Genomic DNA, 20,568 nt, shown 5'->3' with positions numbered 1-20,568 from the left:
GCGCACGCCGGGTCTATCCCCTCGGCGCGCGGGCCGGCCGACGGGATCGACCCGGTGTGCGCGGTGCCGATCGTGTTCACCGCGTAGGCCACCGGTCCGGCCAGCCCGGCGAAGAGGGCCGCCACGATCACGACGACGCCCGCCCGGGCCCGCAGCGCGGCGGGCACCAGCATCGCGACCGCGGCCGACGCGCCCACGACGACCACCGCCCAGCGCAGCCACGGCACGTAATCGGGACTGCGCCCCAGCAGGATCCACGCGGTCGACGCGGTGACGGCGATCGTGGCGGCCGCGACGATCCGGGCCCACAGCAGGTCTCGGCGACGCCACAGCGTCACCGCTCCGGCCCCGACGAGCGCCGCGACGGCCGGCGCCAGCGCCACCGTGTAGTACGCGTGGAAGATCCCTGCCATGAAGCTGAACACCAGTCCGGTGACGAGCAACCAGGACCCCCACACGACGAACGACGCGCGCCGGCGGTCGGTCCGGGCGGCGCGCCCACACAGCGCGATCCCGGCAACCGCGAGGATCAGTGCGGCGGGCAACAGCCACGCGATCTGACCGCCCTGCGCGGGCTCGAACAGGCGGGTGATGCCGGTGCTGCCCCACATGCCGCCGCCGGCACCACCGCCCGGCATCGCGGCGCCGCCACCCGGGACGACACTGCCACGCTCGTCACCGCTCAACCGACCGAAACCGTTGTAACCCAACGTCAGTTCGAGGATCGAGTTGTTCTGCGAACCGCCGATCCACGGACGCGAGTCGGCGGGCCACAACTCCACCGCGAGCAGCCACCACCCGGCGGAGACGAGCAGCCCGGCGAGCGCCGCACCCAGTTGCAGGATCCGTCTGCCCAGCTTCGGCGGTCCGGCGATCAGGTACGTCAGCGCCAGTGGCGGCACGACGAGCATCACCTGCAACTGTTTGGTGAGGAAGCCGAGTCCGACGAACAGGCCGGTCAGTACGAGCCATCGGGTGCGGCCGTCCTCGACGCCACGCAGTGTCGCCCACACCGCGGCGATCATCAGCAGCACCAGCAGTGCGTCGGGATTGTCGAACCGGAACATCAGCACCGCGACCGGCGTCGACGCCAGCACCAGTCCCTCGAGCAGGCCCGCGGTGGCTCCGAAGTACCGGCGCACGGTCGCCCACAGCAGCGCGACCGACGCCACGCCGAGCAGCGCCTGCGGCACCAGGATGCTCCACGCGTTCAGTCCGAACGCCCGCACCGACAACGCCATCAGCCACAGCGACGCCGGAGGCTTGTCGACGGTGATCGAGTTGGCTGCGTCCGACGAGCCGAAGAAGAACGCTTTCCACGACACCGAACCCGCCTGCGCCGCAGCCGTATAGAAGGCATTGGCCCAGCCGGAGGCACCCAGGTTCCACAGATACGCGGCGGCGGTGACGATCAGCAGCGCGGCCAGCATCCAGTACTCGCGGCGCGATTTCGGTGCGGCAGGGGGGCACTGCTCTGCAACGGGGCGGTCGACGGCAATGCTCACCGGACGGCTCCTTCCTCGGCGCTGCGGAACACCCACCGCAGACCGATGAATCGGGACAGTGTGGCGACGAGATTCGCGACCACGAGGACGACGAGCTCGAGATGAGGAGACGCACCGGGCGCCGACCGGTGCAGGACGGCCAGCGATCCGCTGGTGACGGCGAGACCGAGACCGAAGACGACCAGGCCCTGCAGTTGGTGCCGCGCGACGTCGTGCCGACCACGGACACCGAACGTGAACGCCCGGTTGGCGGCGGTGTTCGCGATCGCTGTGATCAGCAGCGCGAGGGCGTTGGCCCACTGCGCGCCCAGCACACCCTGAAACGCGAGGTAGAGCAGTGCGTACGCGGCGGTGCTGGCGATCCCGACGGCAGCGAACCGCACCAACTGCCTCAGCATCGCCGACGACGACCCCGCTGCCAGGTCGCCCCGGCCGAGATTCGCCCGCAGGGAGGCGAGCGGCAGCGCCCCGGTCAGCAGGGCACGGCCCACCCGCGCGACACCCCGCAGGTCGGCGACGGCGGTCGCGACGATGTCGACCCGGCTGTCCGGATCGTCGACCCAGTCGACGGGGACCTCGTGGATCCGCAGTCCCGCCCGTTCGGCGAGCACCAGCAGTTCGGTGTCGAAGAACCACCCACCGTCCTCGACCAGCGGCAACAACACCCGGGCGGCGTCCGCGCGTATCGCCTTGAACCCGCACTGCGCGTCCGAGAAGTGCGCCCGCAGCGCCCCCTTCAGGATCAGGTTGTAGCTGCGGGAGATGAATTCGCGTTTCGGCCCGCGCACCACCCGCGACGACCGGGCCAAACGGGATCCGATCGCGAGGTCCGAATGCCCCGACAGCAACGGGGCGACGAGCGGCATGAGTGCCTCGAGCCCCGTCGACAGGTCCACGTCCATGTAGACCAGGACCCGGGCGTCGGAGCGGCCCCACGCCGCGCGCAGCGCCCGCCCGCGCCCCTTCTCGTCGAGGTGCAGCACCCGCACCTCGGGGAACTCGTCCGACAATGCTCGGGCAATCCCGAGAGTGCCGTCGGTACTGGCGTTGTCCGCGATCGTGATTCGTGCGGTGAAGGGCAACTCGGAGGACAGGTAGCTGTGAAGGAGTCGCACGCATCCCGCGAGGGACTGCTCCTCGTTGTACACCGGCACCACGACGTCGAGGGCCGGCGCAGTCGTCACCGCCTCGGGTCGCCGCAGGGCAACCGAGGGCTGGGGTTCGGTCGTCATGAAACTCAGGTTGCCGCGCGCACCTTCGGCCCGGCTGGAGCCCAGCTGTGAGCTTCCTGTCAACCGGACGCCGGATTGCTCCTCACGCCCGAAGTGTCACGAATACCGTTGCAGCTCCGTCATTTTCCGTCCGTCAGAACGGCGCTACGACGCCAGCGATCGGGATGCGCCCAGCGACCGCGACCCGGAAGTCGACCATGGCGCGCTGCAGGTGATCGGGACTGGTCACGACGACAGCGCCGTTCGCACCGCGGTCGGCGAGAATGCGATTGGTGTTCACGGCGTTCTCGACGGTGGACCGCGACGTGTTCTCCTCGGTGATCCGGAACGGCAGGATCCCGTTCGCCACGAGCCACTGCCGCATCGCCTGCGCCTCCGTGACCCCGGACTTCGGCACACCACCGGTGACGATGATCGGCGCCAGCGGAAATCGCTGCGCCAGTTGCAGGGCCGCCTGCAGGCGGGACACCAGGAGCGGCCGCATCGTCCCGTCGTCGTAGAGGCCCGCGCCGAGTACCACGATGTTCGTGGCGAAGGGGTTGAAGGCGAGCATCACCGGAACCTGCGTGGTCAGGGTCTCCATCCGGGTACACGCGACGATGCTGTCCCGGTCCTGGCTCTGGCAGCCGCCCGCGACGGACAGCGCCCCGTTGACCAGGGTCGTCACCGACAGCGCGTCGACGATGTCGAGCGAGGACTCGGCGGCAGCCTGGCCGGGCAGTGCGATCGCGGCGGCCGCCGCGGCGATCACCGCGGGTACGACGAGGCGAGAACGCAACTGGAGACGTGACCGGAGACGTAACGAACGTGGGGACATGGCACTCCTCGGTAGCGGTCCCCCGACCGAACGTGAAAGTTTCGCATCAGTGTGACCTGCACCACGAGACCGCGTGACCCGTTCCGTGATACTCCGCGGTCACAACGCGTGTCGCGTACCGGACGTCGCGCACCGCGGGCGGAGTACCGACGGTGGCCGAAGCCACCTATCCTCGCCCTATGCCTTCTGTGTTCAGCGCCATCATCGCCGGAGACCTGCCGGGCCGTTTCGTGTGGGAGGACGAGGACGTCGTCGCGTTCCTGACCATCGCCCCCGTCACCCAAGGCCACACCCTCGTCGTCCCCCGCAAGGAGGTCGACCAGTGGCAGGACGTCGACGACGAACTGTTCGCCAAGTGCACCACCGTCTCCCGCACGATCGCGAGGGCGGTCCGCAAGGCGTTCGACGCGCCGCGCGCCGGCTTCCTGATCGCTGGGCTCGAGGTCCCGCACCTGCACATGCACGTCTTCCCCGCCTACAGCATGGGGAACTTCGACATCAGCGGCGCCGATCCGAACCCGTCCCCGGAGTCGATGGACGAGGCCGCCACGAAGATCAAGGCGGCACTGCGCGACCTCGGCCACGAGGCGAACGTCCCGGCCTGACGGGTCAGCCCCTCGGCAGCCGCACCCGGAAGGTCGACCCCTCCCCGGGTGCGCTGTCGACGGTGACCGTGCCGTCGTGCGCGGCCACGATGGCCGCGACGATGGACAGCCCGAGGCCGCTGCCGCCGCTCGCCCGGGTGCGGGACGCGTCGGCTCGGTAGAAGCGCTCGAACACCCGCGCGGCGTCCTCGTCGCCCAGTCCGGGTCCGGTGTCGGACACCTCGACGACCGCGTCGGCCCCGTCGGTGCCGACACGCACCGTCACCGACGCCATGTCGGGGGTGTGCTCGAGGGCGTTGCCCGTCAGATTGCCGAGCACCTGCCGCAGCCGGGCGTCGTCGCCCATCACCTCGGCAGGTTCCGAACCGGGCAGGACCTCCAACGTGATCTGCCGCTGCGGGGCGAGCGCACGCGCATCGTGGACGGCGTCGGCCGCGACCGCCAGCAGGTCCACCGGACGCCGCTCGAACGGTCGCTGCGCGTCCATCCGCGCCAGCATCAGCAGGTCCTCGACCAGCAGACCCATCCGGGTGGCCTGGCCCTCGATGCGGCTGAGCACCATCTCCGCGTCCGTCGACGCGCCCTGACGGTACAGCTCGGCGAAGCCCCGGATTGTGGCCAGCGGCGTGCGCAGTTCGTGACTGGCGTCGGCGACGAAGCGGCGCATCCGCTCCTCCGACCGTCGGGCCGATTCCTCCGACGCCTCCGTCGCCGCGAACGCCGACTGGATCTGCGCGAGCATCCCGTTGAGTGCCGACGACAACCGGCCCACCTCGGTGCGCTGGTCCCGCTCCGGCACCCGGCGGTGCAGATCGCCCGCGGCGATGTCGGCCGCCGTCTCCTCCACCTCCCGCAACGGTCGCAGGCTGCGGCGCACCACGAAGTACCCGGCGAATCCGAGCGCGACGAGCACCACGGCGCCGATCCCGACCTGCAGCACCACCAGACGCTCGACGGTGGCGTCGATATCGGAGAGTTTCACCGCGACGGTCGTCGTACCCGACGGCGTGGTCACCGTCATCTCCCGCCACCGGACGTCCCCGCCGCCGACCGACCCCACCGTCACCGGCCCCGGATCGTCACTGAGTACCGGTGTGGCGCTTGTGTTCTCGTCGTTGATCTCCATCCGCACGGTGCCGTCGGGTTCGGTGGTCCGCACGTAGAAAGGACTCGGCGGCCGATCCGGCCCGAGCTCGGCGACCGGCGGACGGGGCCGCGGATCCCGCGGTGCGGCCCAGCCGTGCGCGGCGTCGAACAGTTGCCGATCGGTCCGATCGATCAACGAGGACTCCATCGCGGACGTGACGGCGACGCCCGACGCGAGCAGTCCCGCGGCCGTCAACAGCAACAGCGCCACGACCAGGGTGATCCGCAGCGGCAACGCACGCAGGCGCCTCATCCGTCCGCCTACCGCGGTTCGCGCATCACGTAGCCGACGCCGCGCAGGGTGTGGATCAGACGCGGCTCGGTGGTGTCGACCTTGCGGCGCAGGTACGAGACGTAGGACTCGACCACACCCACCTCGCCACCGAAGTCGTAGTTCCACACGTGATCGAGGATCCGCGGCTTGCTCAGCACCGTGCCCGCGTTGACCATGAAGTAGCGCAGCAGCGTGAACTCGGTGGGCGACAACGCAACCTGCTCACCCGCCTTCCACACCTCGTGGGTGTCGTCGTCGAGTTCGATGTCCGCGAACCGGACCCGGGCCGGCGGCCCGCCCTGATCGCCTCGACCGGCGCGCCGCAGGATCACCCGCAGCCGCGCCACCACCTCCTCCAGGCTGAACGGCTTGGTGACGTAGTCGTCGGCGCCGATCGTCAACCCGGTGACCTTGTCCTCGACGGCATCGCGGGCGGTGAGGAACAGCACCGGAGCGTCGACGCCGTCCGCGCGCAGGCGGCGCAGCATCGCGAAGCCGTCCATGCCGGGCATCATGACGTCGAGGATCAGGGCGTCGGGCCGGAAGGTCCGCGCCCGGTCGAGACCCTCGGCCCCGTTGGACGCGGTCTCCACCTCGAACCCCTGGAACCGGAGGCTGACGGACAGCAGTTCGACCAGCGACGGCTCGTCGTCGACGATCAGTACCCGGACCTGCGGCGTCTCACTCACCCCACCAGAATCCCCGATTCACCTGGTCGTCGGCTGGACGTTCGCTGGGAGATTCCTGTGAACGGTCGCCGAGAAGACCCCCGAACCCCTGAACGGGAGTTCACGGCACGCCCCGGACCACGAAACGTGCCGTGAATTCCCGTTCAGGACGCGGGGTGGTGACGCGGGGTGGTGAGGATGGCCACCAAATCTGGAATCGGTGCGCCGTTTCGGTACCTTGGTACCAGTCAGACGACATCCGGACGAGCACACCGTACCCGGCCAGCGACAAGACGGTGTTTGGAGAGTTGAAACACCATGGCCTGGATCGTTCTCGTAATTTCCGGTGTGCTCGAAGCTGTGTGGGCGACCGCCCTCGGCAAGTCCGCGGGCTTCACCCGGCTCGCCCCGTCGATCGTGTTCGGCGTCGGCATCGTCCTCAGCATGGCCGGACTCGCCTACGCGATGCGCACCCTCCCCACCGGAACCGCGTACGCGATCTGGGTGGGTATCGGCGCCTCCCTGACCGTCGCCTACGCGATGGCCACCGGCGACGAGAGCGCGTCGTTCGTCAAGATCCTGCTGATCCTCGGCATCGTCGGCTGCGTCGTCGGCCTGAAGGTTCTGCACTGACCGACCGATCCGCACCCGAATACCCCGACACCCGATTTGACTGTGTGGCGCAGGTTACAGTTATCGAATGAACCTGGTGTCAGCGATCACGTTCCCGGTCCGTGCCGGCCTGGCCATCACGGACGCGGCACTCGAGGTCGCCGAGACGGCGCTGGCCACGACCCGGCTGGCACTGTCGAGCACCACCGTCACCAGCGTCGGCGCCGCCACCCTCGCGAACCCCCGCGGACCGTTGCAGTTGGTGCAGCAATTGGCGGCGCTGGCCTCCGACGAGCGCCCGCTGGGGCAGGCCCTGCGCCCCGGCGGACCGCTCGACCGCCTGCTCGCCCCGGGTGGCGTCGTCGACCGGCTCACCTCCGACGGCGGCACACTCGAGCGACTGTTCGAGCCCGGCGGGCCGCTTGATCGGGTACTGGCCCCGGGTGGCCCACTCGACCGCGTGACGTCGGAGAACGGCCCCCTCGACCGGGTGCTGTCCGAGGACGGGCCGCTCGAACGCCTGCTCGCGCCGGGCGGCCTGCTCGACCGGCTCACCGCCGAGGACGGCCCGCTCGAGCGGCTCACCTCGGAGGACGGCGCCGTGGAGCGGCTGACGAAGAAGGACGGGATCGTCGACCGGGCGCTGGCCGAGGACGGCATCCTCGAGACGCTGCTCGCCGAGGACGGCGCCTTCGAGCGGCTCATCGCGGAGGGCGGTCCGCTCGATCAGATCGTGGCGTTGTCGGAGACGCTGACGGCGCTGGCCCCGAACCTGCAGCGGATGAGCGCGAGCATCGATCTCCTCCAGGAGACGGTGGGGGTGCTGAGCGCGGCGGTCGGGCCGCTCGGCGACCTCGCCGGACGCCTGCCCGGGCGCTGGCTCAAGGGCGGACGCGGACCCGATCTATCCCTCGGACCCGCCTGACAGGTGCGCGTCGAAGAACGCGAACACCCGACGCCACGCGTCCTCTGCGGTGTCGTGGTCGTAACCCATCCCGGCGATCCGCGCCAGCGTGTTCGCCCGGCCGGAGACGATGCGGTTCGCGAAGCTGTGTCCCACCCCCGGGTAGGTCTCGACGTCGTGCTCCACTCCCGCCCCGGTGAGGGCGTCGTCGAGTTTGCGTCCGGCGCCCCACAGGATCGGATCCCGCGCACCGTAGCTTCCGACGATCGGGCAGGTGCCGCCGAGAGCGTCCTCGAGGTGTCGGGGCAGCGGACCGTAGAACGGCGCGGCGGCGGCAAACCCCTTGGGCGCGAGAACAAGTGCGAACCCACCGCCCATGCAGAATCCGACCGCGCCGACCTGACCCGTGCAATCGGGTCGGGCGGCCAGCAGGTCCCGCGCCGCGAGCAGGTCGTCGACGGCGCGCCCCTGCCGCCGGATCAGTTCACGGAAGACCCGGACGACACACCGGGTCCGCCCTCCACGGGAGTACAGGTCGGGGGCGAGCGCGAGGTAGCCGTGGGCGGCGACGCGGGCGGTGATCTCGCGGATGTCGCGGCCGACGCCGAGCGCGTCGTGGACGACCACCACGCCGGGCCACGGCCCGTCACGCCCCGGGGTCTCGAGTACCGCATCGATCGAACCGTCCGGTGTGGGCAGCGAAAGCGTGGCCATTCTCCGAGACTAGGGTCCTCGGTCCCGGTTCCCCGGGTGATTCGTAACGATTCGACCGCTGCCGGTGGGGCTTTCATTCCGGTTGCGTAACCACTTCACCGAGGCCCGTCTGCGGGGTGGATCCGTCGCTAGCCTGGCCTTGGCGCGGTTGCTCCACCCGGAGTGCGCGCCGCCGGTGATTCCGGTGCGAAATGCACGGGACGGCAATGGAAGTACCTGGAAGGGCACGGAAGCAGTCGATGAACCACATCTCGAACGTCCGCCGGACCACCGCGAGCGGTGCCGGCACCGGATCCATCAGCACCGAAGAGATCAAGTCCCGCATCGCGGCAATGTTCGGAGACGCACCGGCCGGCCATCAGGACAAGTAGGCCCGGCACCTTCCCACCTCGATCACTCCCCCGCTTCGTCCCCCGCCGGACGCGCCCGGATGTGTGCGCGCTCGCCCTGGCGCCCGAAGAGCCCCAGGAATTCGACGGGGTTCGCGTCCGCCGCGCCGAACCAGTGCGGGACGCGGGTGTCGAACTCGGCGGCCTCGCCCGGGAGCATCACGATGTCCTGCTCGCCGAGCACCAGTCGCAGCTTCCCGTTGAGCACGTAGAGCCACTCGTAGCCCTCGTGTACCCGTGGGTCCGGTTCCTGCGGGCCGACGACGCCCGGGATCACGTGCTTGTACGCCTGGATTCCGCCCGGCCGTCGGGTGAGCGGCACGATAGTCTTGCCACCCCGGGTGACGGGCCGCATGTGGATCCGCGGGTCCCCGGTCGCCGGTGCGCCGACGAGTTCGTCGAGCGGCACCCCGTACGCCCTGGCCAGCGGCAACAGCAGTTCCAGATTCGGCTTGCGCTGACCCGACTCGAGCCGCGACAGCGTGCTCACCGAGATCCCGGTGTCCGCGGACAGGTCCGCGAGGGTCACCGCCCGCTGCTGCCGTAGGTCCCGCAACCGCGGGCCCACCGCGCCGAGGATGCGGCCCATGTCGTCGACGTCGTCCATGTCTCCCAGCCTGCCCGGAAGTTGCCACTTCGGCAATAAACCTTGCTCACCGATGCCCGCGGTCGGCATGGTGGTGGTACCGAGGGAGGTATCGATGAGCGAACAGATGTCGGACGGATACGACGTAGTGGTGGTCGGCGGCGGCGCCGCCGGCCTGGAGGGAGCGTTGATGCTCGCCCGGTCCCGCCGGAGCGTGCTGGTGATCGACGCGGGTCGACCGCGCAACGCCCCGGCGGACGGGGTGCACGGCTTCCTGACCCGGGACGGCGTCCCACCCGCCGAACTGGCGAGGATGGGCCGGGACGAGGTCCGCGGCTACGGCGGGCACGTCGTGGACGGCACGGTCGCGGACATCCGCCGCGAGGACGCCCGGTTCACCGTGGACCTCGCCGACGGCCGGACCGTGCAGGCACGCCGTGTGCTGGTGACGACCGGTCTGGTCGACGAGTTGCCCGACGTCCCGGGCCTGCGGGAACTGTGGGGACGGGACGTGCTGCACTGCCCGTACTGCCACGGGTGGGAGATCAGCGATCAGCCCGTGGGCGTGTTGGCGACCGGTCCGATGTCCGTGCACCAGGCACTGATGTTCCGGCAGTGGACCGACGACGTCGTCCTGTTCGCGCACACGGGCCCGGAACCGACGGCCGAGGAACACGAGCAGCTCGCGGCCCGCGGCGTCACCGTCGTCCCCGGACGAGTGCAGTCACTCGTGACCGACGACGGCCGCCTCACCGGGGTCCGCCTCGCCGACGGCACCGTCGTCGACCGTCGGGCGCTGGTCGTGGCACCGCGGTTCGTGGCACGCGTCGACGCGCTCACCTCGCTGGGCCTCGAGACCGAGGTCGAGCCGATGAGCGGTGGCCGGTTCGTGCCGGGCGACTGGTCCGGACAGACGAAGGTCCCCGGGGTGTGGGTCGCGGGCAACGTCGCCGACGCCAAGCTGCAGGTCCTCGGAGCTGCGGCAGGTGCCGCGATGGCCGCCGTCGCGATCAACAGCGACCTCATCCTCGAAGACACACAGATTGCCGTCGCGCAGCACCGCGCACGCGAATCGAAGGGAATGGACGCATGACCGAGCAGTTCGACGAGAACTTCTGGAACGAGCGGTACCGCTCGAGTGACCGCGTGTGGAGCGGAAATCCGAACGGCGGCCTGGTACAGGAGGTTTCGAACCTCGACCCCGGAACCGCACTGGACGTCGGCTGCGGCGAGGGCGCCGACGCGATCTGGCTCGCCGGCCGCGGATGGCAGGTGACGGCCCTGGACCTGTCCGTCGTCGCCGTCGAGCGCGCCGCCGAACACGCGGCCGGCGCCGGCGACGACATCGCCCGCCGGATCACGTGGCAGCAGGCCGACCTGCTCGAGTGGGATCCGGGCACCGACCGGTACGACCTCGTGACGTCGCAGTACGTGCACCTGCCCACCGGCCCACGCGAAGCGCTGTACGACCGTCTCGCCGACTTCGTCGCGCCGGGCGGCACCCTGCTGATCGTGGGGCACCACCCGTCGGATCTGCACTCAGGGGTGCAGCGCCCGCCGCACGCCGAGCTGTACTTCACCCCGGAAGACGTTGTGTCCCGGCTGGATCCGAAGGACTGGCAGATCGTCACCGCCACCTCGGTGTCGCGCAACGTCCGGCACGGCGACCACGACGTCACCATCCACGACAGCGTCGTCCGCGCACGTCGGGCCGGCTGAGGGTTCCGATCATCCATCGTGGCGCCGGCCGACTCGGCCGGCGCCACGGCCCTCGCCGTCACACCCACGCCGCGCGCAACCTCGCGTCCCGCGCGCGCAACCGGCCGCGCAGCGCGCTGACCTGCGCGCGGGAGCTGTCGGGCAGGTAGTACCCGGGGCGAATACAGGTAGTCGAACAGGTAGTTCTAACGTGGCTGGCGCACCCCTCGGAGAGAGAACCTGGAGTAGTCACATCGGCACTACCCGAGGAGAACGGTCATGATGCGTCGCGGACGCAAGACGCTCATTTTGCTTGACAGCGGAAGTTGGCGATTCGGCCGTATCGTCGGTCCGCGCCGTAGCGAGTCCGGCGTGCGGGTCCAACTCCTCGAACGCGACGGCGGGAAGTTTCCGATCTTCACCGTCGCCGAGCAGACGGTGGGCGACGGTTTCGCCCTCTGAGCGCGTCCCCTCCAGGTTCATCTCTCGAAGCCCCGAGCAAACGCTCGGGGCTTCTTTCTCACAGACGCCCTGACACCCTCCGCCAGATCACACGTCGGCTGGACACGCGCGCTACGGTGACATGCAAGCTGACCGGAATGCCTGGTTCGCCGATGTGGGCCGTCGCCGGCGTGTTCTGCTTCGCGGCATCCAGAAGGGCCATCATGCGGTGGGCGAGCGTTCACCCTCCCCCGTCGATTCCGAACGAAGGGCAACCATGAGCAGCACTCTGCCGAGTACACCTCCGACCGACGCCGAGATCATTGCCGTCATCCGCAACCACGCAGCCGACCGCGCGAACGAGGGCGTGAAGATCGCCCAGGCCCTGACTGACATCACGTGCAGTGGTGGGGTCGTCACCGCCGTCTTCAACCCGTCACGCGCGGGACTCACGGTCGAGGTTTTCGGCGACATCAACCCGTTCGAGAATCTCGCGCAGTTCGTCGGTACGCCGATCGCATTCGACGATTCGGTCGGGCAGTGGTTCCGGCAGCGACTGGTCCGTATCGACACGGAACTCCCCGACGGGTCTCCACTCGGATCGTTGACGGCCGACGAGCTTCACGAGTTGAGGACAACGGGAAAGGCCCCCGAGTAGCCAGGAGACGAGAAGCGTTTCTAGGCCTGGTCGAACCACTCGTCTCGACTGATGAAGTAGACCGACCATCCGTCGGCGTTGGACGCTGTCCGCCGCATGCCGAGCCGTGTCAATGCTCGCTGAGCAGGCACATTGTCCGGAGCGGTTTCGGCTCCGATCCGTTGAAGATTCAACGCGCCGAATCCTGCTCCCAGACAAGCTTTTGCAGCCTCGACCGCCAGGCCCTTGTGCCAGAAGCTCCGGTTACCTCGACCCCCGATTCCCACCTCCGGGCCCCAGCCGTAGTCCTCGTGCTGAAGTCCCACGTCGCCGACAATCCGTCCGCCGGCGCGTTCGATGACCGTCCACAGACTCAGTTGGTCATCGGACTCGTACAGATCGATCTTGGACCGGACCCATCGTTCGGCTTCGGCGACTGACGTCGGTACATCCGGCGTCAGGTACTGCATCGCGTCGGCGTCACCGTAGACGGCGAGTAGTTCCTGGGCATCTTCCAGGCGCATCGGACGAATTTCGAGACGATCGGTGAAAAGTGGGAATCGTATTCGTTCAGGCACGCGCCAACCCTAGTGCCGCGCGCAGCACGGTTCCGAATGAATTTCAGGAACCCTCAGGAGGGAAAATGGCCCCTCACCAGCTTCACCGTTGGTGAGGGACCTTTCCTTCGGAGCCCCCTGTCAGGATTGAACTGACGACCTTTCGCTTACAAGGCGAGTGCTCTACCACTGAGCTAAGGAGGCAGTGGAGCGCGCCCATCATATCCATAGCAACAGTGGTGTGCGTAACCGTGCCGCGACCGCCCGTTTTCGTTAGCGTTGTCCCATGCGCATCTCGGAGATCGCCACTGTCCTCGCGTGGCACGACGCTCTCAATTCGTCCGACATCGACACGCTGCTCGCGGTGTCGAGCGACGACATCGACATCGCCGGCGAGGAGGGCGCAGCGCAGGGGCTGACGATGCTCCGCGAGTGGGCCTCGTCGGCCGGCCTTACACTGGTCCCCGGCCGGATGTTCATGCACGACGGGGTGATCGTCGTAGAGGAGCAGGCCACCTGGGCGTCTGCACCCGACCAATCCAAGACCGTGGCGACCGCGTTCCGTGTCGTGAACGACCAGGTGACCACCGTCTTCCGGCACGACACTCTCGAAGAGGCACTGGAGGCCACCGATCTCAGCGAGAAGGATCTCGTCACCGACATCTGACATGCGCAGGTTTGCGGCATCGCTCGGCAGTCTCGTCAAGGACCGCCGGGCGACGGTCGACACGGTCACGGCCGCGCCGACCCCGCTGCAGCCGATCGACCTCACCGACGATGCACGAGTGGCCGAGGTGCTCGATCTCGCGGTCCGGGTCGGCGAGGTGCTGCTCGCGTCCGGTACGGCCGCGATGGACACCGCCACCCAGGTGAAGTTCATCGCGGCGACGTACGGACTGGCACAGTGCGACGTCGACGTCACCTACAACTCGATCGTCGTGTCGGCGCACCGCGGTCCGCTGATCCCGCCGGCCGGCACGATGCGCATCGTGCACTACCGCTCGATGGACTTCACCCGCCTCGCGGCCGCCGACCGGCTGACCCGACGGATCCGCCTCGAGGCCATCACCCCCGCGCAGGCGCACGCCGCGCTCGACGCGATCGTCTCCGCGCCGCACCCCTACAACCGGTGGATCGCGACGCTGGGCTGGGCCGGACTGGCGGCCGCGGTGGCCGTGCTCCTCGGCGGCGGCCCGCTCATCACCGCCGTCGCGTTCCTCACCACCGTCGTCATCGACCGCTTCAACCGGGTCCTCAACCGCTTCGGCCTTCCGTACTTCTTCCAGCAGATGATGGGTGGCCTGATCGCTGCGGCGCCGGCTACCGCGTTGTACACGATCCAGGATCATCTGGGCGTCGTCATCAGACCCTCACAGGTCATCGCCGCCGGAGTGGTGGTGCTGCTGTCCGGGCTGTCGCTGGTGGGCTCGGTGCAGGACGCCATCACGGGGGCCCCGATCACGGCGGCCGCCCGGTTCTTCGAGGTCGTCATGATGACGGGCGGCATCATCGCCGGCGTCGCGCTGTCGCTGCGGGTGGCGTCGGCGCTGGGTGCGAACCTGCCGGTGATCAGCAACGCCGCGCAACCGGACCTGACCCAGCTTCCGGTCAAGGTGGCCGCGGGCGCGCTGGCCTCGATGTTCTATGCGCTGGTCTGCTACGCCGAGCGCCGGGCGCTCACGGCGGCCGGACTGGGTGGCGCCGCCGGACTCCTCTTCTTCGTCCTGGCCCAGAGTGCGGGGATCGGTCCGGTCATCTCGTCCGCGATCGCCGCGACGGTGGTCGGTTTCGCGGGTGGCCTGATGGCACGCCGCGCCTTGACCCCGCCGCTCGTGGTCGCCGTCGCGGGCATCACCCCACTGCTGCCCGGCCTGTCGCTCTACCGCGGCCTGTACGCGCTGCTCAACAACGAACTGATCATCGGACTCAGCGCCCTGCTGTCCGCGTTCGGCATCGGGTGCGCGCTGGCCGCCGGCGTCACACTCGGGGAATGGGGCGCGCGGACATTGCGCCGGCCGCCCCGTATGCGCCGGAATGCGACGCTTCGCCGAAACACGACGCTGCGCCGTCCGAGGTTCGGACGACGCAGCGTCGTGATGAGCGATCCGGTGCCCGATTCCGTGACCAAATAGGTCGACGGGGCGGGCGGAAAGGGCTACTTGCCGGCGTTCTTCTGGTCCTGCTCCATGGCCTCACGCAGGCTCTTCGGCCGCATGTCGGTCCAGTTCTTCTCGACGTATTCGACGCATGCCTGACGCGAATCCTCACCGAAAACGATCCTCCAGCCCTGCGGGACCTCGGAGAATGTGGGCCACAGGGAGTGCTGGTCCTCGTCGTTCACCAACACATAGAAGCGGCCGTCTTCGTCGTCGAACGGATTGGTGCTCATCTAACCTCGCTTATCGCGTACGGGTTGTCTGCGCTCAGCCTAGCAAGGCGACCGCCGAGATCTCGATGAGCGAGAATCGAATTGAGAATCTCTCCTGCGCGCACCGCAACATTGGACAGCAACGACGCCGTCAGTCCGTGGGTCTTCTCGGTCCCGCCCTGCAGGTAGATGCCCCCACGGACCCCCGGACCGGCCTCGAGTCGGTAGTCGCGGCCGATCCCCCGATCGACGCGCACCTCGGGCAGTGACGCGCCGAACAACGACTCCAGCGGCGCCGCCGAGAACCCGGTCGCCAGGACCAGTGCGTCACAGGCCAGCGTGTCGGTCAGGCCGTCGATCGAACTGCGCACCGACACCTCGATACCGTCCTCGACTTCGCGGACACCCTCGATCTCGGAGGCACGACGCATGAACAGGCGTCGCTCACCTCGGACTCGTTCCTGATATTCGGTGGCGTAGAGCTCGTTGATCAGGTCGATGTCGACGACCGAATAGTTCGTACTGCGGTGCAGTTCGAGCAGCCGGGCACGTTCCTGCGCGGGCGCGGCGTGCAGTTCGTCCACTGTGTCCGGATCGAAGATCCGATTCGCATACGGGCTGTCGTCGGCGGGGCTGAACCCGAAGCGGGAGAACACACTGTGCACCTCGGCGTCGGGATAGTTGGTGTGCAGGTACTGCACCACCTCGGCGGCGCTCTGTCCGGCGCCCAGGACGACGAACCGTTGATGCACGGGCTCGGGCAGCTCCGCGATCCGGAACAGGAACTGGTGGTTGTGGAAGCAGCGCGCGGACGGGGTTGCCCACTCCGGCAGCCGTTCCCGCAGCCCGGCACCCACCACGACATTGCGGGCGTACACCTCTCGACCGTCCCTCGGCTCCACCGCGAACCGGTCCAGGACACCCGAGGCATCGGCGACGCCCTCGACCCGGTCGACGACCGAGCCGTAGCGGACGTCCGCCTCGACCCGCTCCGCCGCCCACTGCAGGTAGTCCTGGAACTCGTGACGGGTCGGGAAGAAGGTCTGGTGGTTCACGAAGTCGACCAGTCGCTCACGGGCGTGCAGGTACGCGAAGAAGCTGTAGCCACTGCACGGGTTTCGGAAGGTGACCAGGTCCTTCGGGAACGCGATCTGCATGGTCGCGCCGTCGAGGAGCATGCCCTGATGCCAGCCGAACTGATCCTGCCGCTCGAAGAAGCGTGCCGTGATCCGCGCGTCGGGCGCGCACTCGCCGTTGTGCTCCTCGATCGCGATCGCGAGCGCGAGATTCGCGGGCCCGAATCCGATCCCGACGACGTCGAGCGGCTCCTCGAGCGTGTCCCCAATTCCGGTTCGTCGGCTGTCAGTCATCGCTCATCGTCCGTCCTCGTCGCACCGGCACCCCGATCTGAGTTCGCATCCCTGCGTGGCAAAAGATAGCAAAGGCTATCCTCAGTTTGGGATGCTACCAACCAGGAACCGACTGCGCTCTTCGTAGCGCAAGCCCCCCGTTCACGCGCTCCTCACGACCGTGCGGTGTCGCCCGTGACCACTTCCAGCAACGCCGGAATCTCTCGCGCCCACCGCTCGACGGTGTCCCGGTCGAGCACTCCTGTGGAGAACTCGAAGTAGGCGCGAACCGGACCCGCGCCCGCGGACTCGCGGAAGGCCAGTGTCAATTCCGCCGAGGGCATTCCGACCGACACCGGCAGGAACCCCTCGACCACGCCGTCGAGCCCGCCGGTGCGGTCGGTCCCGGGCCGCTCGTCGTGAACGAGCATCACCTGCGGGTAGCGGGTTCCCACCCGTCCACCGAGCTCGGCTGCAACCCAACCGAATCCGACATGCCGATGGCCCAATGCCTCACGGTTCGACGCCTGGACACGCGCCAGCAGCTCGTCGAATCTCGGCGAACCACTCGTATCGGTACGCAGAATCACGATGTTGGAGAAGCAGCCGACCAGGCCGTCGAGCACCTCCTCCTCACGACCGGTGACCAGTGCGCCGATCGGGATGTCGTTCCCTGCACCGTGTCTGGTGAGAATCGTCGCGAGCGCCGCCTGCATCACCGTGAACGTGTCGACCCCCACCCGGCCCGCGAGGCGGTCGACACCGTCGCGCAGCGCCGCACCGATGTCGACCCGGACTGTTTCCCGCCGAGGCTCACGGACACCGGCGGGGGCGGGCAGATGCAGCCGGGTCACCATGCCCGACAGACGGTTCCGCCAGTAGTCGAGCTGCCGGGCGTGCCGGCTCTCCGGGTCGGCCGGATCCCCCAGCAACCGGGCCTGCCAACGGGCGAAGTCCGGGTACCCCACCTCCAGCGGCGCCCACTCCGGCCGCGCCCCGCGTGATCGAGAAGCATACGCGGACAACAGATCTGCGAGAAGCAGCCGCATCGACCTGTCGTCGGCCGCCAGGTGGTGCATCGTCAGGAGCAGCACCCGGTGGCCCGCGTCGTCGCACACCAGGTGCAGCCGAAGAGGCGCCTCCTCGGTGAGGTCGATCCGCAGTTGCGCCAGCCCGTGGACCCGGCGCTGCAGGTCGTCGTCGCCGATATCGATCACCTCGAGGCGCGGCCGCGGACCGTCCGACGCGAACACCTCCCCGCCGTCCGACGCGAACACCGTGCGCAGCGGGGCATGCCGCTCGACGACGTCGTCGAGCGCCCTCGACAGGTGCTTACGATCGACCGCACCTGCCAGTTGCAGCGCCAGCGCGTGGTCGGCCCGCGCCGACCGGCCCGCCGCCCGGTGCCGCAGCCAGTGCAGGCGCTGCGACGGTGCGAGCGGCGCCGGTCCCGACGCCTCCATCGGGACGAGCGCGGGATGACGATCGTCGTCGGTCGTCGGGTCGAGTGCGGCAACCGTCGCCACGGGGTCAGCGAAGAACTGGGACAGGAAGTGCACCAACCGATCCTGGTGCCGGAGCAGTTCGACGCGCTGCCCCGCCGGGGCCCGCAGATCGATCCGGATCGGCTCGCCGTCCTGCCCGCCCTGGATGGAGAAGTCGAGGTCACGGACCGGCCCGGTGGACAGGTCCCGCACCCGGGCCACCGCCTCGCCGAGCGTGACCGGATGGTCGAACATCAGCGAGTTGATGCCAGGACCGAACACCCGGCGGTCCGGGTCGATCGCACGAACCTCCCGCTCCAGATCCTCGCCGCGGTAGCGGCCGTGCCGCAGGGCCGCGACCAGTCGGACGTCGATCGCGCGGGCGAGTTCCCCGACGGTGGCGTCCGGATCCACGTGGAACGTCACCGGCAGGATCGTCGACACGGCGCCGGGAATGCGCCGCATCGCGGTCCCGATCCGCGCGGCGATCGGCACGGACACCGTCAACTCGCGCAGTCCGGTGACGCGGTGCAGATAGGCGACGAGCAGCGCCATCGGCAGGCGGCTGCGACGGATCCCGACGTCGGCAGCGAACGCGGACAACGCATCCGCGATGCCGGCATCGAGGTGAACGGTGGTGGATTCGGGGGGCGCCGACGCCGAGGCCGGGCCCCCGGCACACAACTGGAGCGGCTCCGCCGACTGCAGAACCTCGGCGAGCCAGTAGTCGCGGTCCGCGGCGAACCTGGCCGACCCGCGATAGTCGAGGTCCGCGTCGACCAGATCACGCAGTGCCCACTCCGGCGCCGCGGACGCGCGGTCGGGGTCGGGGTCGGGGTCGGTATAGCGGGCAGCAGTGTCCGCAACCAGCAGCGCGATGCCGTGACCGTCGACGAGTGCCTGGTGGTACCGCTGATACCAGACGGTGTGATCGTCGGCGAGCAGTAGCAGCGCGTGCGCGAAGAGCGCATCGGCGCCGGTGACGTCGACGACGGTTCCCAAGTCGCGGTCCATCCACGCCTGCGCGGCGGCCTCCGGATCGGCGACGTCGCGCAGGTCGACCACCTCGAGCGACCACGCATCGCCCGGCGCCGGCACCTGCAGCAGGGTGCCGTCCTCCCCCACCCGGAACCGCACATGCAGCGCCTCGGCGTGAGCGACGGTGCGGCGGATCGCATCCGCGAGCCGGTCCACGTCGATCGGACCGGTGACGTCGACGACGAGCGACACGTTGTGGGCGGTGCTCCGCGGGTGTTGTTGCTGCGCGGTCAGGATCTGGGACTGCGCAGCAGTCACCGAAAGGCCGGTCATGTCCTGCAGCTTCCTTCAGCCCGTCGTGTCAGTCCGCGAGAAAGTCCAGAACCACCTTGTTCACGGCCTCGGGACGCTCGAGGTAACCGTAGTGCCCGGTGTCGGGAATCTCCTGGTACCCGGCATCGGGAATGGCGTCGGCCAACTCCTTCGACAGATAGGCCGGAATCATCCGATCGTCCGCGAATCCCACGGACAGGCACGGACGGGTGATGCCGCGGTAGGCGGCGGCACGGTCGAAGTCGCGGTCCATCGCGAGCTGGGCCCGCACACCCGCCGACGTCTTGCCGCCGGAGAACTCGAAGACGTCGAGCCAGTCCCGCGCGGCGTGCTGATCCGCCAGCGTCGCCGGGGACAGATTCATGACGGCCGTGACGGCAGCCCGGTACTTGGACGGCAACGTGATCCCGGCATCCTCGAGTTCCCGTTCGCCCTCGTTGAGGGTCCGTTGGAACTGATCCATCCGGGCGTGACCCGCGAGGAACACCGCCTTGCGCACCAACTCCGGACGCGCCAGCGCCAGCTCCTGGGCCACCCGGGCGCCCATCGACGTGCCGACGACATGCGCCGGGCCACCGCCCAGCAGTTCGATCAGCCCCGCCGTGTCGGCCACCAGATCCTCGATCGTGATGCCGCCGGCACTCTCCCCGGACGGCGCGATCCCCCGATTGTCGAACGTGCACACCCGATAGCCCGCGGACAGCAGCGCCGGAACCTGATGCAGATCCCACACCCGACCCGGGCTACCCGTGCCCATGATCATCACGACCAGGTCGCCGTCGCCCTTGACCTGATAGTTCAGAGGAATCCCGTTGATGGTGGCGATGGGCATGTCGGCCTTCCTCGTGACGTTCCGGCTTGGGACGAGCGCGGACCGGGGGCACCCGATCCTGGGGCAACGGTACCCCGCGGTCCGCCCCGGACCCCGATCGCGAGACGGCACCGGCCGTCACCTCGACCGAAAGAACCGCTCACCCGGATTGCGTCGAATCGTGTCGGTACGCCCCACCCGGTTGATACCGTCCCCGACGACACGGCGGAGATCACCGCTCCCCACTGCGCACGGCCTCGGCTGAGCCGACACCTCAGGAGACACGAATGGGAATGCTCACCTTGATCGGCCGCCTGTTCGGCTTCGAACCCAAGGATGCCATTCCGGGAATACTGGACCAGCTCCTCGTAGCGTCGAGTGGCGCGCAGGAACCCCCCGCCACTCCGTAGTTCCGGGGCTCCCCCGGCGACGCCTACTCTCAGCAAGGACGTCGCCGCCG

Annotated in this window: 22 protein-coding genes, 1 tRNA gene and 1 riboswitch; of the genes, 10 read left to right on the top strand and 13 right to left on the bottom strand. The window is 69.0% G+C overall.

Features of this window, described 5'->3' with window-relative positions; genetic code table 11:
- The 3 genes from IJ15_RS0104830 to IJ15_RS0104820 all read right to left on the bottom strand — a co-directional run.
- Positions 1 to 1,505 (bottom strand): glycosyltransferase family 39 protein (locus IJ15_RS0104830; RefSeq protein ID WP_037135269.1); only part of this gene is annotated, 1,505 nt, incomplete at its 3' end.
- Positions 1,502 to 2,737: a bifunctional glycosyltransferase family 2/GtrA family protein gene (locus IJ15_RS0104825; RefSeq protein WP_031937215.1), complete on the bottom strand. Its 1,236-nt coding sequence runs from the start codon at positions 2,735 to 2,737 to the stop codon at positions 1,502 to 1,504. The genes IJ15_RS0104830 and IJ15_RS0104825, both read right to left, overlap by 4 nt.
- Positions 2,738 to 2,870: 133 nt before the next feature.
- Positions 2,871 to 3,554, bottom strand: coding sequence for a YdcF family protein (locus IJ15_RS0104820; RefSeq protein ID WP_031937214.1), 684 nt, complete (start codon positions 3,552 to 3,554; stop codon positions 2,871 to 2,873).
- A gap of 179 nt (positions 3,555 to 3,733) precedes the next feature.
- Here IJ15_RS0104820 and IJ15_RS0104815 point away from each other — a divergent pair, with 179 nt between their 5' ends.
- Positions 3,734 to 4,159, top strand: coding sequence for an HIT family protein (locus IJ15_RS0104815; RefSeq protein ID WP_031937213.1), 426 nt, complete (start codon positions 3,734 to 3,736; stop codon positions 4,157 to 4,159).
- A 4-nt stretch (positions 4,160 to 4,163) separates the two neighbouring features.
- Here the strand turns inward: IJ15_RS0104815 and IJ15_RS0104810 are convergent, their stop codons facing one another.
- Together IJ15_RS0104810 and IJ15_RS0104805 are read right to left on the bottom strand one after the other, a co-directional pair.
- Positions 4,164 to 5,558 (bottom strand): sensor histidine kinase, encoded by a 1,395-nt coding sequence (locus tag IJ15_RS0104810; protein WP_031937212.1) that lies wholly within the window; start codon positions 5,556 to 5,558, stop codon positions 4,164 to 4,166.
- An 8-nt stretch (positions 5,559 to 5,566) separates the two neighbouring features.
- A complete protein-coding gene (locus IJ15_RS0104805; RefSeq protein ID WP_031937211.1) occupies positions 5,567 to 6,268 on the bottom strand; it encodes a response regulator transcription factor in 702 nt (233 codons plus the stop codon).
- Positions 6,269 to 6,489: 221 nt separating this feature from the next.
- Positions 6,490 to 6,550: riboswitch (guanidine-III (ykkC-III) riboswitch) on the top strand.
- A gap of 15 nt (positions 6,551 to 6,565) precedes the next feature.
- Here IJ15_RS0104805 and IJ15_RS0104800 point away from each other — a divergent pair.
- Positions 6,566 to 6,880, top strand: a complete 315-nt coding sequence (locus IJ15_RS0104800; RefSeq protein WP_031937210.1) for a DMT family transporter — start codon at positions 6,566 to 6,568, stop codon at positions 6,878 to 6,880.
- Positions 6,881 to 6,947: 67 nt separating this feature from the next.
- Positions 6,948 to 7,784 carry a hypothetical protein gene (locus IJ15_RS0104795; protein ID WP_031937209.1) on the top strand — a complete coding sequence of 279 codons (837 nt, stop codon included), beginning with the start codon at positions 6,948 to 6,950 and terminating at the stop codon, positions 7,782 to 7,784.
- On the opposite strand, the gene IJ15_RS0104790 is transcribed toward IJ15_RS0104795, so the two are convergent.
- On the bottom strand, positions 7,764 to 8,477 hold the full coding sequence (locus IJ15_RS0104790) for a dienelactone hydrolase family protein (RefSeq protein WP_031937208.1): 714 nt from the start codon (positions 8,475 to 8,477) through the stop codon (positions 7,764 to 7,766). The genes IJ15_RS0104795 and IJ15_RS0104790 overlap by 21 nt on opposite strands.
- Before the next feature lie 239 nt (positions 8,478 to 8,716).
- Between IJ15_RS0104790 and IJ15_RS26905 the strand changes: the two genes are divergently transcribed.
- Positions 8,717 to 8,848, top strand: coding sequence for a hypothetical protein (locus IJ15_RS26905; protein WP_269321472.1), 132 nt, complete (start codon positions 8,717 to 8,719; stop codon positions 8,846 to 8,848).
- Positions 8,849 to 8,870: 22 nt separating this feature from the next.
- On the opposite strand, the gene IJ15_RS0104780 is transcribed toward IJ15_RS26905, so the two are convergent.
- Positions 8,871 to 9,473: a helix-turn-helix domain-containing protein gene (locus IJ15_RS0104780; RefSeq protein WP_031937207.1), complete on the bottom strand. Its 603-nt coding sequence runs from the start codon at positions 9,471 to 9,473 to the stop codon at positions 8,871 to 8,873.
- 106 nt (positions 9,474 to 9,579) lie between these two features.
- Here IJ15_RS0104780 and IJ15_RS0104775 point away from each other — a divergent pair, with 106 nt between their 5' ends.
- The 4 genes from IJ15_RS0104775 (at position 9,580) to IJ15_RS0104760 (ending at position 12,249) form a co-directional block, all read left to right on the top strand.
- Entirely contained in the window at positions 9,580 to 10,545 is a 966-nt protein-coding gene (locus IJ15_RS0104775; RefSeq protein ID WP_197059745.1) for an NAD(P)/FAD-dependent oxidoreductase, read from the top strand.
- Entirely contained in the window at positions 10,542 to 11,171 is a 630-nt protein-coding gene (locus tag IJ15_RS0104770; protein WP_031937205.1) for a class I SAM-dependent methyltransferase, read from the top strand. The genes IJ15_RS0104775 and IJ15_RS0104770 overlap by 4 nt, the downstream gene beginning before the upstream one ends.
- A gap of 258 nt (positions 11,172 to 11,429) precedes the next feature.
- Complete coding sequence (locus tag IJ15_RS0104765; protein WP_031937204.1) at positions 11,430 to 11,612, top strand: hypothetical protein; 183 nt, start codon at positions 11,430 to 11,432, stop codon at positions 11,610 to 11,612.
- Between the two features lie 256 nt (positions 11,613 to 11,868).
- The gene (locus IJ15_RS0104760; RefSeq protein WP_031937203.1) at positions 11,869 to 12,249 is read left to right on the top strand and encodes a hypothetical protein; all 381 of its coding nucleotides are present in this window, start codon (positions 11,869 to 11,871) and stop codon (positions 12,247 to 12,249) included.
- A 20-nt stretch (positions 12,250 to 12,269) separates the two neighbouring features.
- Here the strand turns inward: IJ15_RS0104760 and IJ15_RS0104755 are convergent, their stop codons facing one another.
- Both IJ15_RS0104755 and IJ15_RS0104750 read right to left on the bottom strand, forming a co-directional pair.
- Positions 12,270 to 12,806 carry a GNAT family N-acetyltransferase gene (locus IJ15_RS0104755; RefSeq protein WP_269321471.1) on the bottom strand — a complete coding sequence of 179 codons (537 nt, stop codon included), beginning with the start codon at positions 12,804 to 12,806 and terminating at the stop codon, positions 12,270 to 12,272.
- 111 nt (positions 12,807 to 12,917) lie between these two features.
- Positions 12,918 to 12,989 (bottom strand) — tRNA-Thr (locus IJ15_RS0104750).
- 82 nt (positions 12,990 to 13,071) lie between these two features.
- Here IJ15_RS0104750 and IJ15_RS0104745 point away from each other — a divergent pair.
- Positions 13,072 to 13,452, top strand: a complete 381-nt coding sequence (locus IJ15_RS0104745; RefSeq protein ID WP_031937201.1) for a hypothetical protein — start codon at positions 13,072 to 13,074, stop codon at positions 13,450 to 13,452.
- A 1-nt stretch (position 13,453) separates the two neighbouring features.
- On the top strand, positions 13,454 to 14,917 hold the full coding sequence (locus IJ15_RS0104740) for a threonine/serine exporter family protein (protein WP_031937200.1): 1,464 nt from the start codon (positions 13,454 to 13,456) through the stop codon (positions 14,915 to 14,917).
- A gap of 23 nt (positions 14,918 to 14,940) precedes the next feature.
- On the opposite strand, the gene IJ15_RS0104735 is transcribed toward IJ15_RS0104740, so the two are convergent.
- From IJ15_RS0104735 to IJ15_RS0104720, 4 genes are all read right to left on the bottom strand, one after another.
- Complete coding sequence (locus tag IJ15_RS0104735; protein WP_031937199.1) at positions 14,941 to 15,174, bottom strand: MbtH family protein; 234 nt, start codon at positions 15,172 to 15,174, stop codon at positions 14,941 to 14,943.
- Positions 15,171 to 16,523, bottom strand: coding sequence for a lysine N(6)-hydroxylase/L-ornithine N(5)-oxygenase family protein (locus IJ15_RS0104730; RefSeq protein ID WP_031937198.1), 1,353 nt, complete (start codon positions 16,521 to 16,523; stop codon positions 15,171 to 15,173). The genes IJ15_RS0104735 and IJ15_RS0104730 overlap by 4 nt, the downstream gene beginning before the upstream one ends.
- 152 nt (positions 16,524 to 16,675) lie before the next feature.
- A complete protein-coding gene (locus IJ15_RS0104725; protein WP_031937197.1) occupies positions 16,676 to 19,297 on the bottom strand; it encodes a condensation domain-containing protein in 2,622 nt (873 codons plus the stop codon).
- Positions 19,298 to 19,325: 28 nt separating this feature from the next.
- On the bottom strand, positions 19,326 to 20,129 hold the full coding sequence (locus tag IJ15_RS0104720) for an alpha/beta fold hydrolase (RefSeq protein ID WP_031937196.1): 804 nt from the start codon (positions 20,127 to 20,129) through the stop codon (positions 19,326 to 19,328).
- Positions 20,130 to 20,568: the final 439 nt, after the last annotated feature.

Source organism: Prescottella defluvii (genome assembly GCF_000738775.1).
In the GTDB taxonomy this organism is placed as follows: domain Bacteria; phylum Actinomycetota; class Actinomycetes; order Mycobacteriales; family Mycobacteriaceae; genus Prescottella; species Prescottella defluvii.
This window is presented reverse-complemented; position numbering and strand designations above follow the sequence as displayed.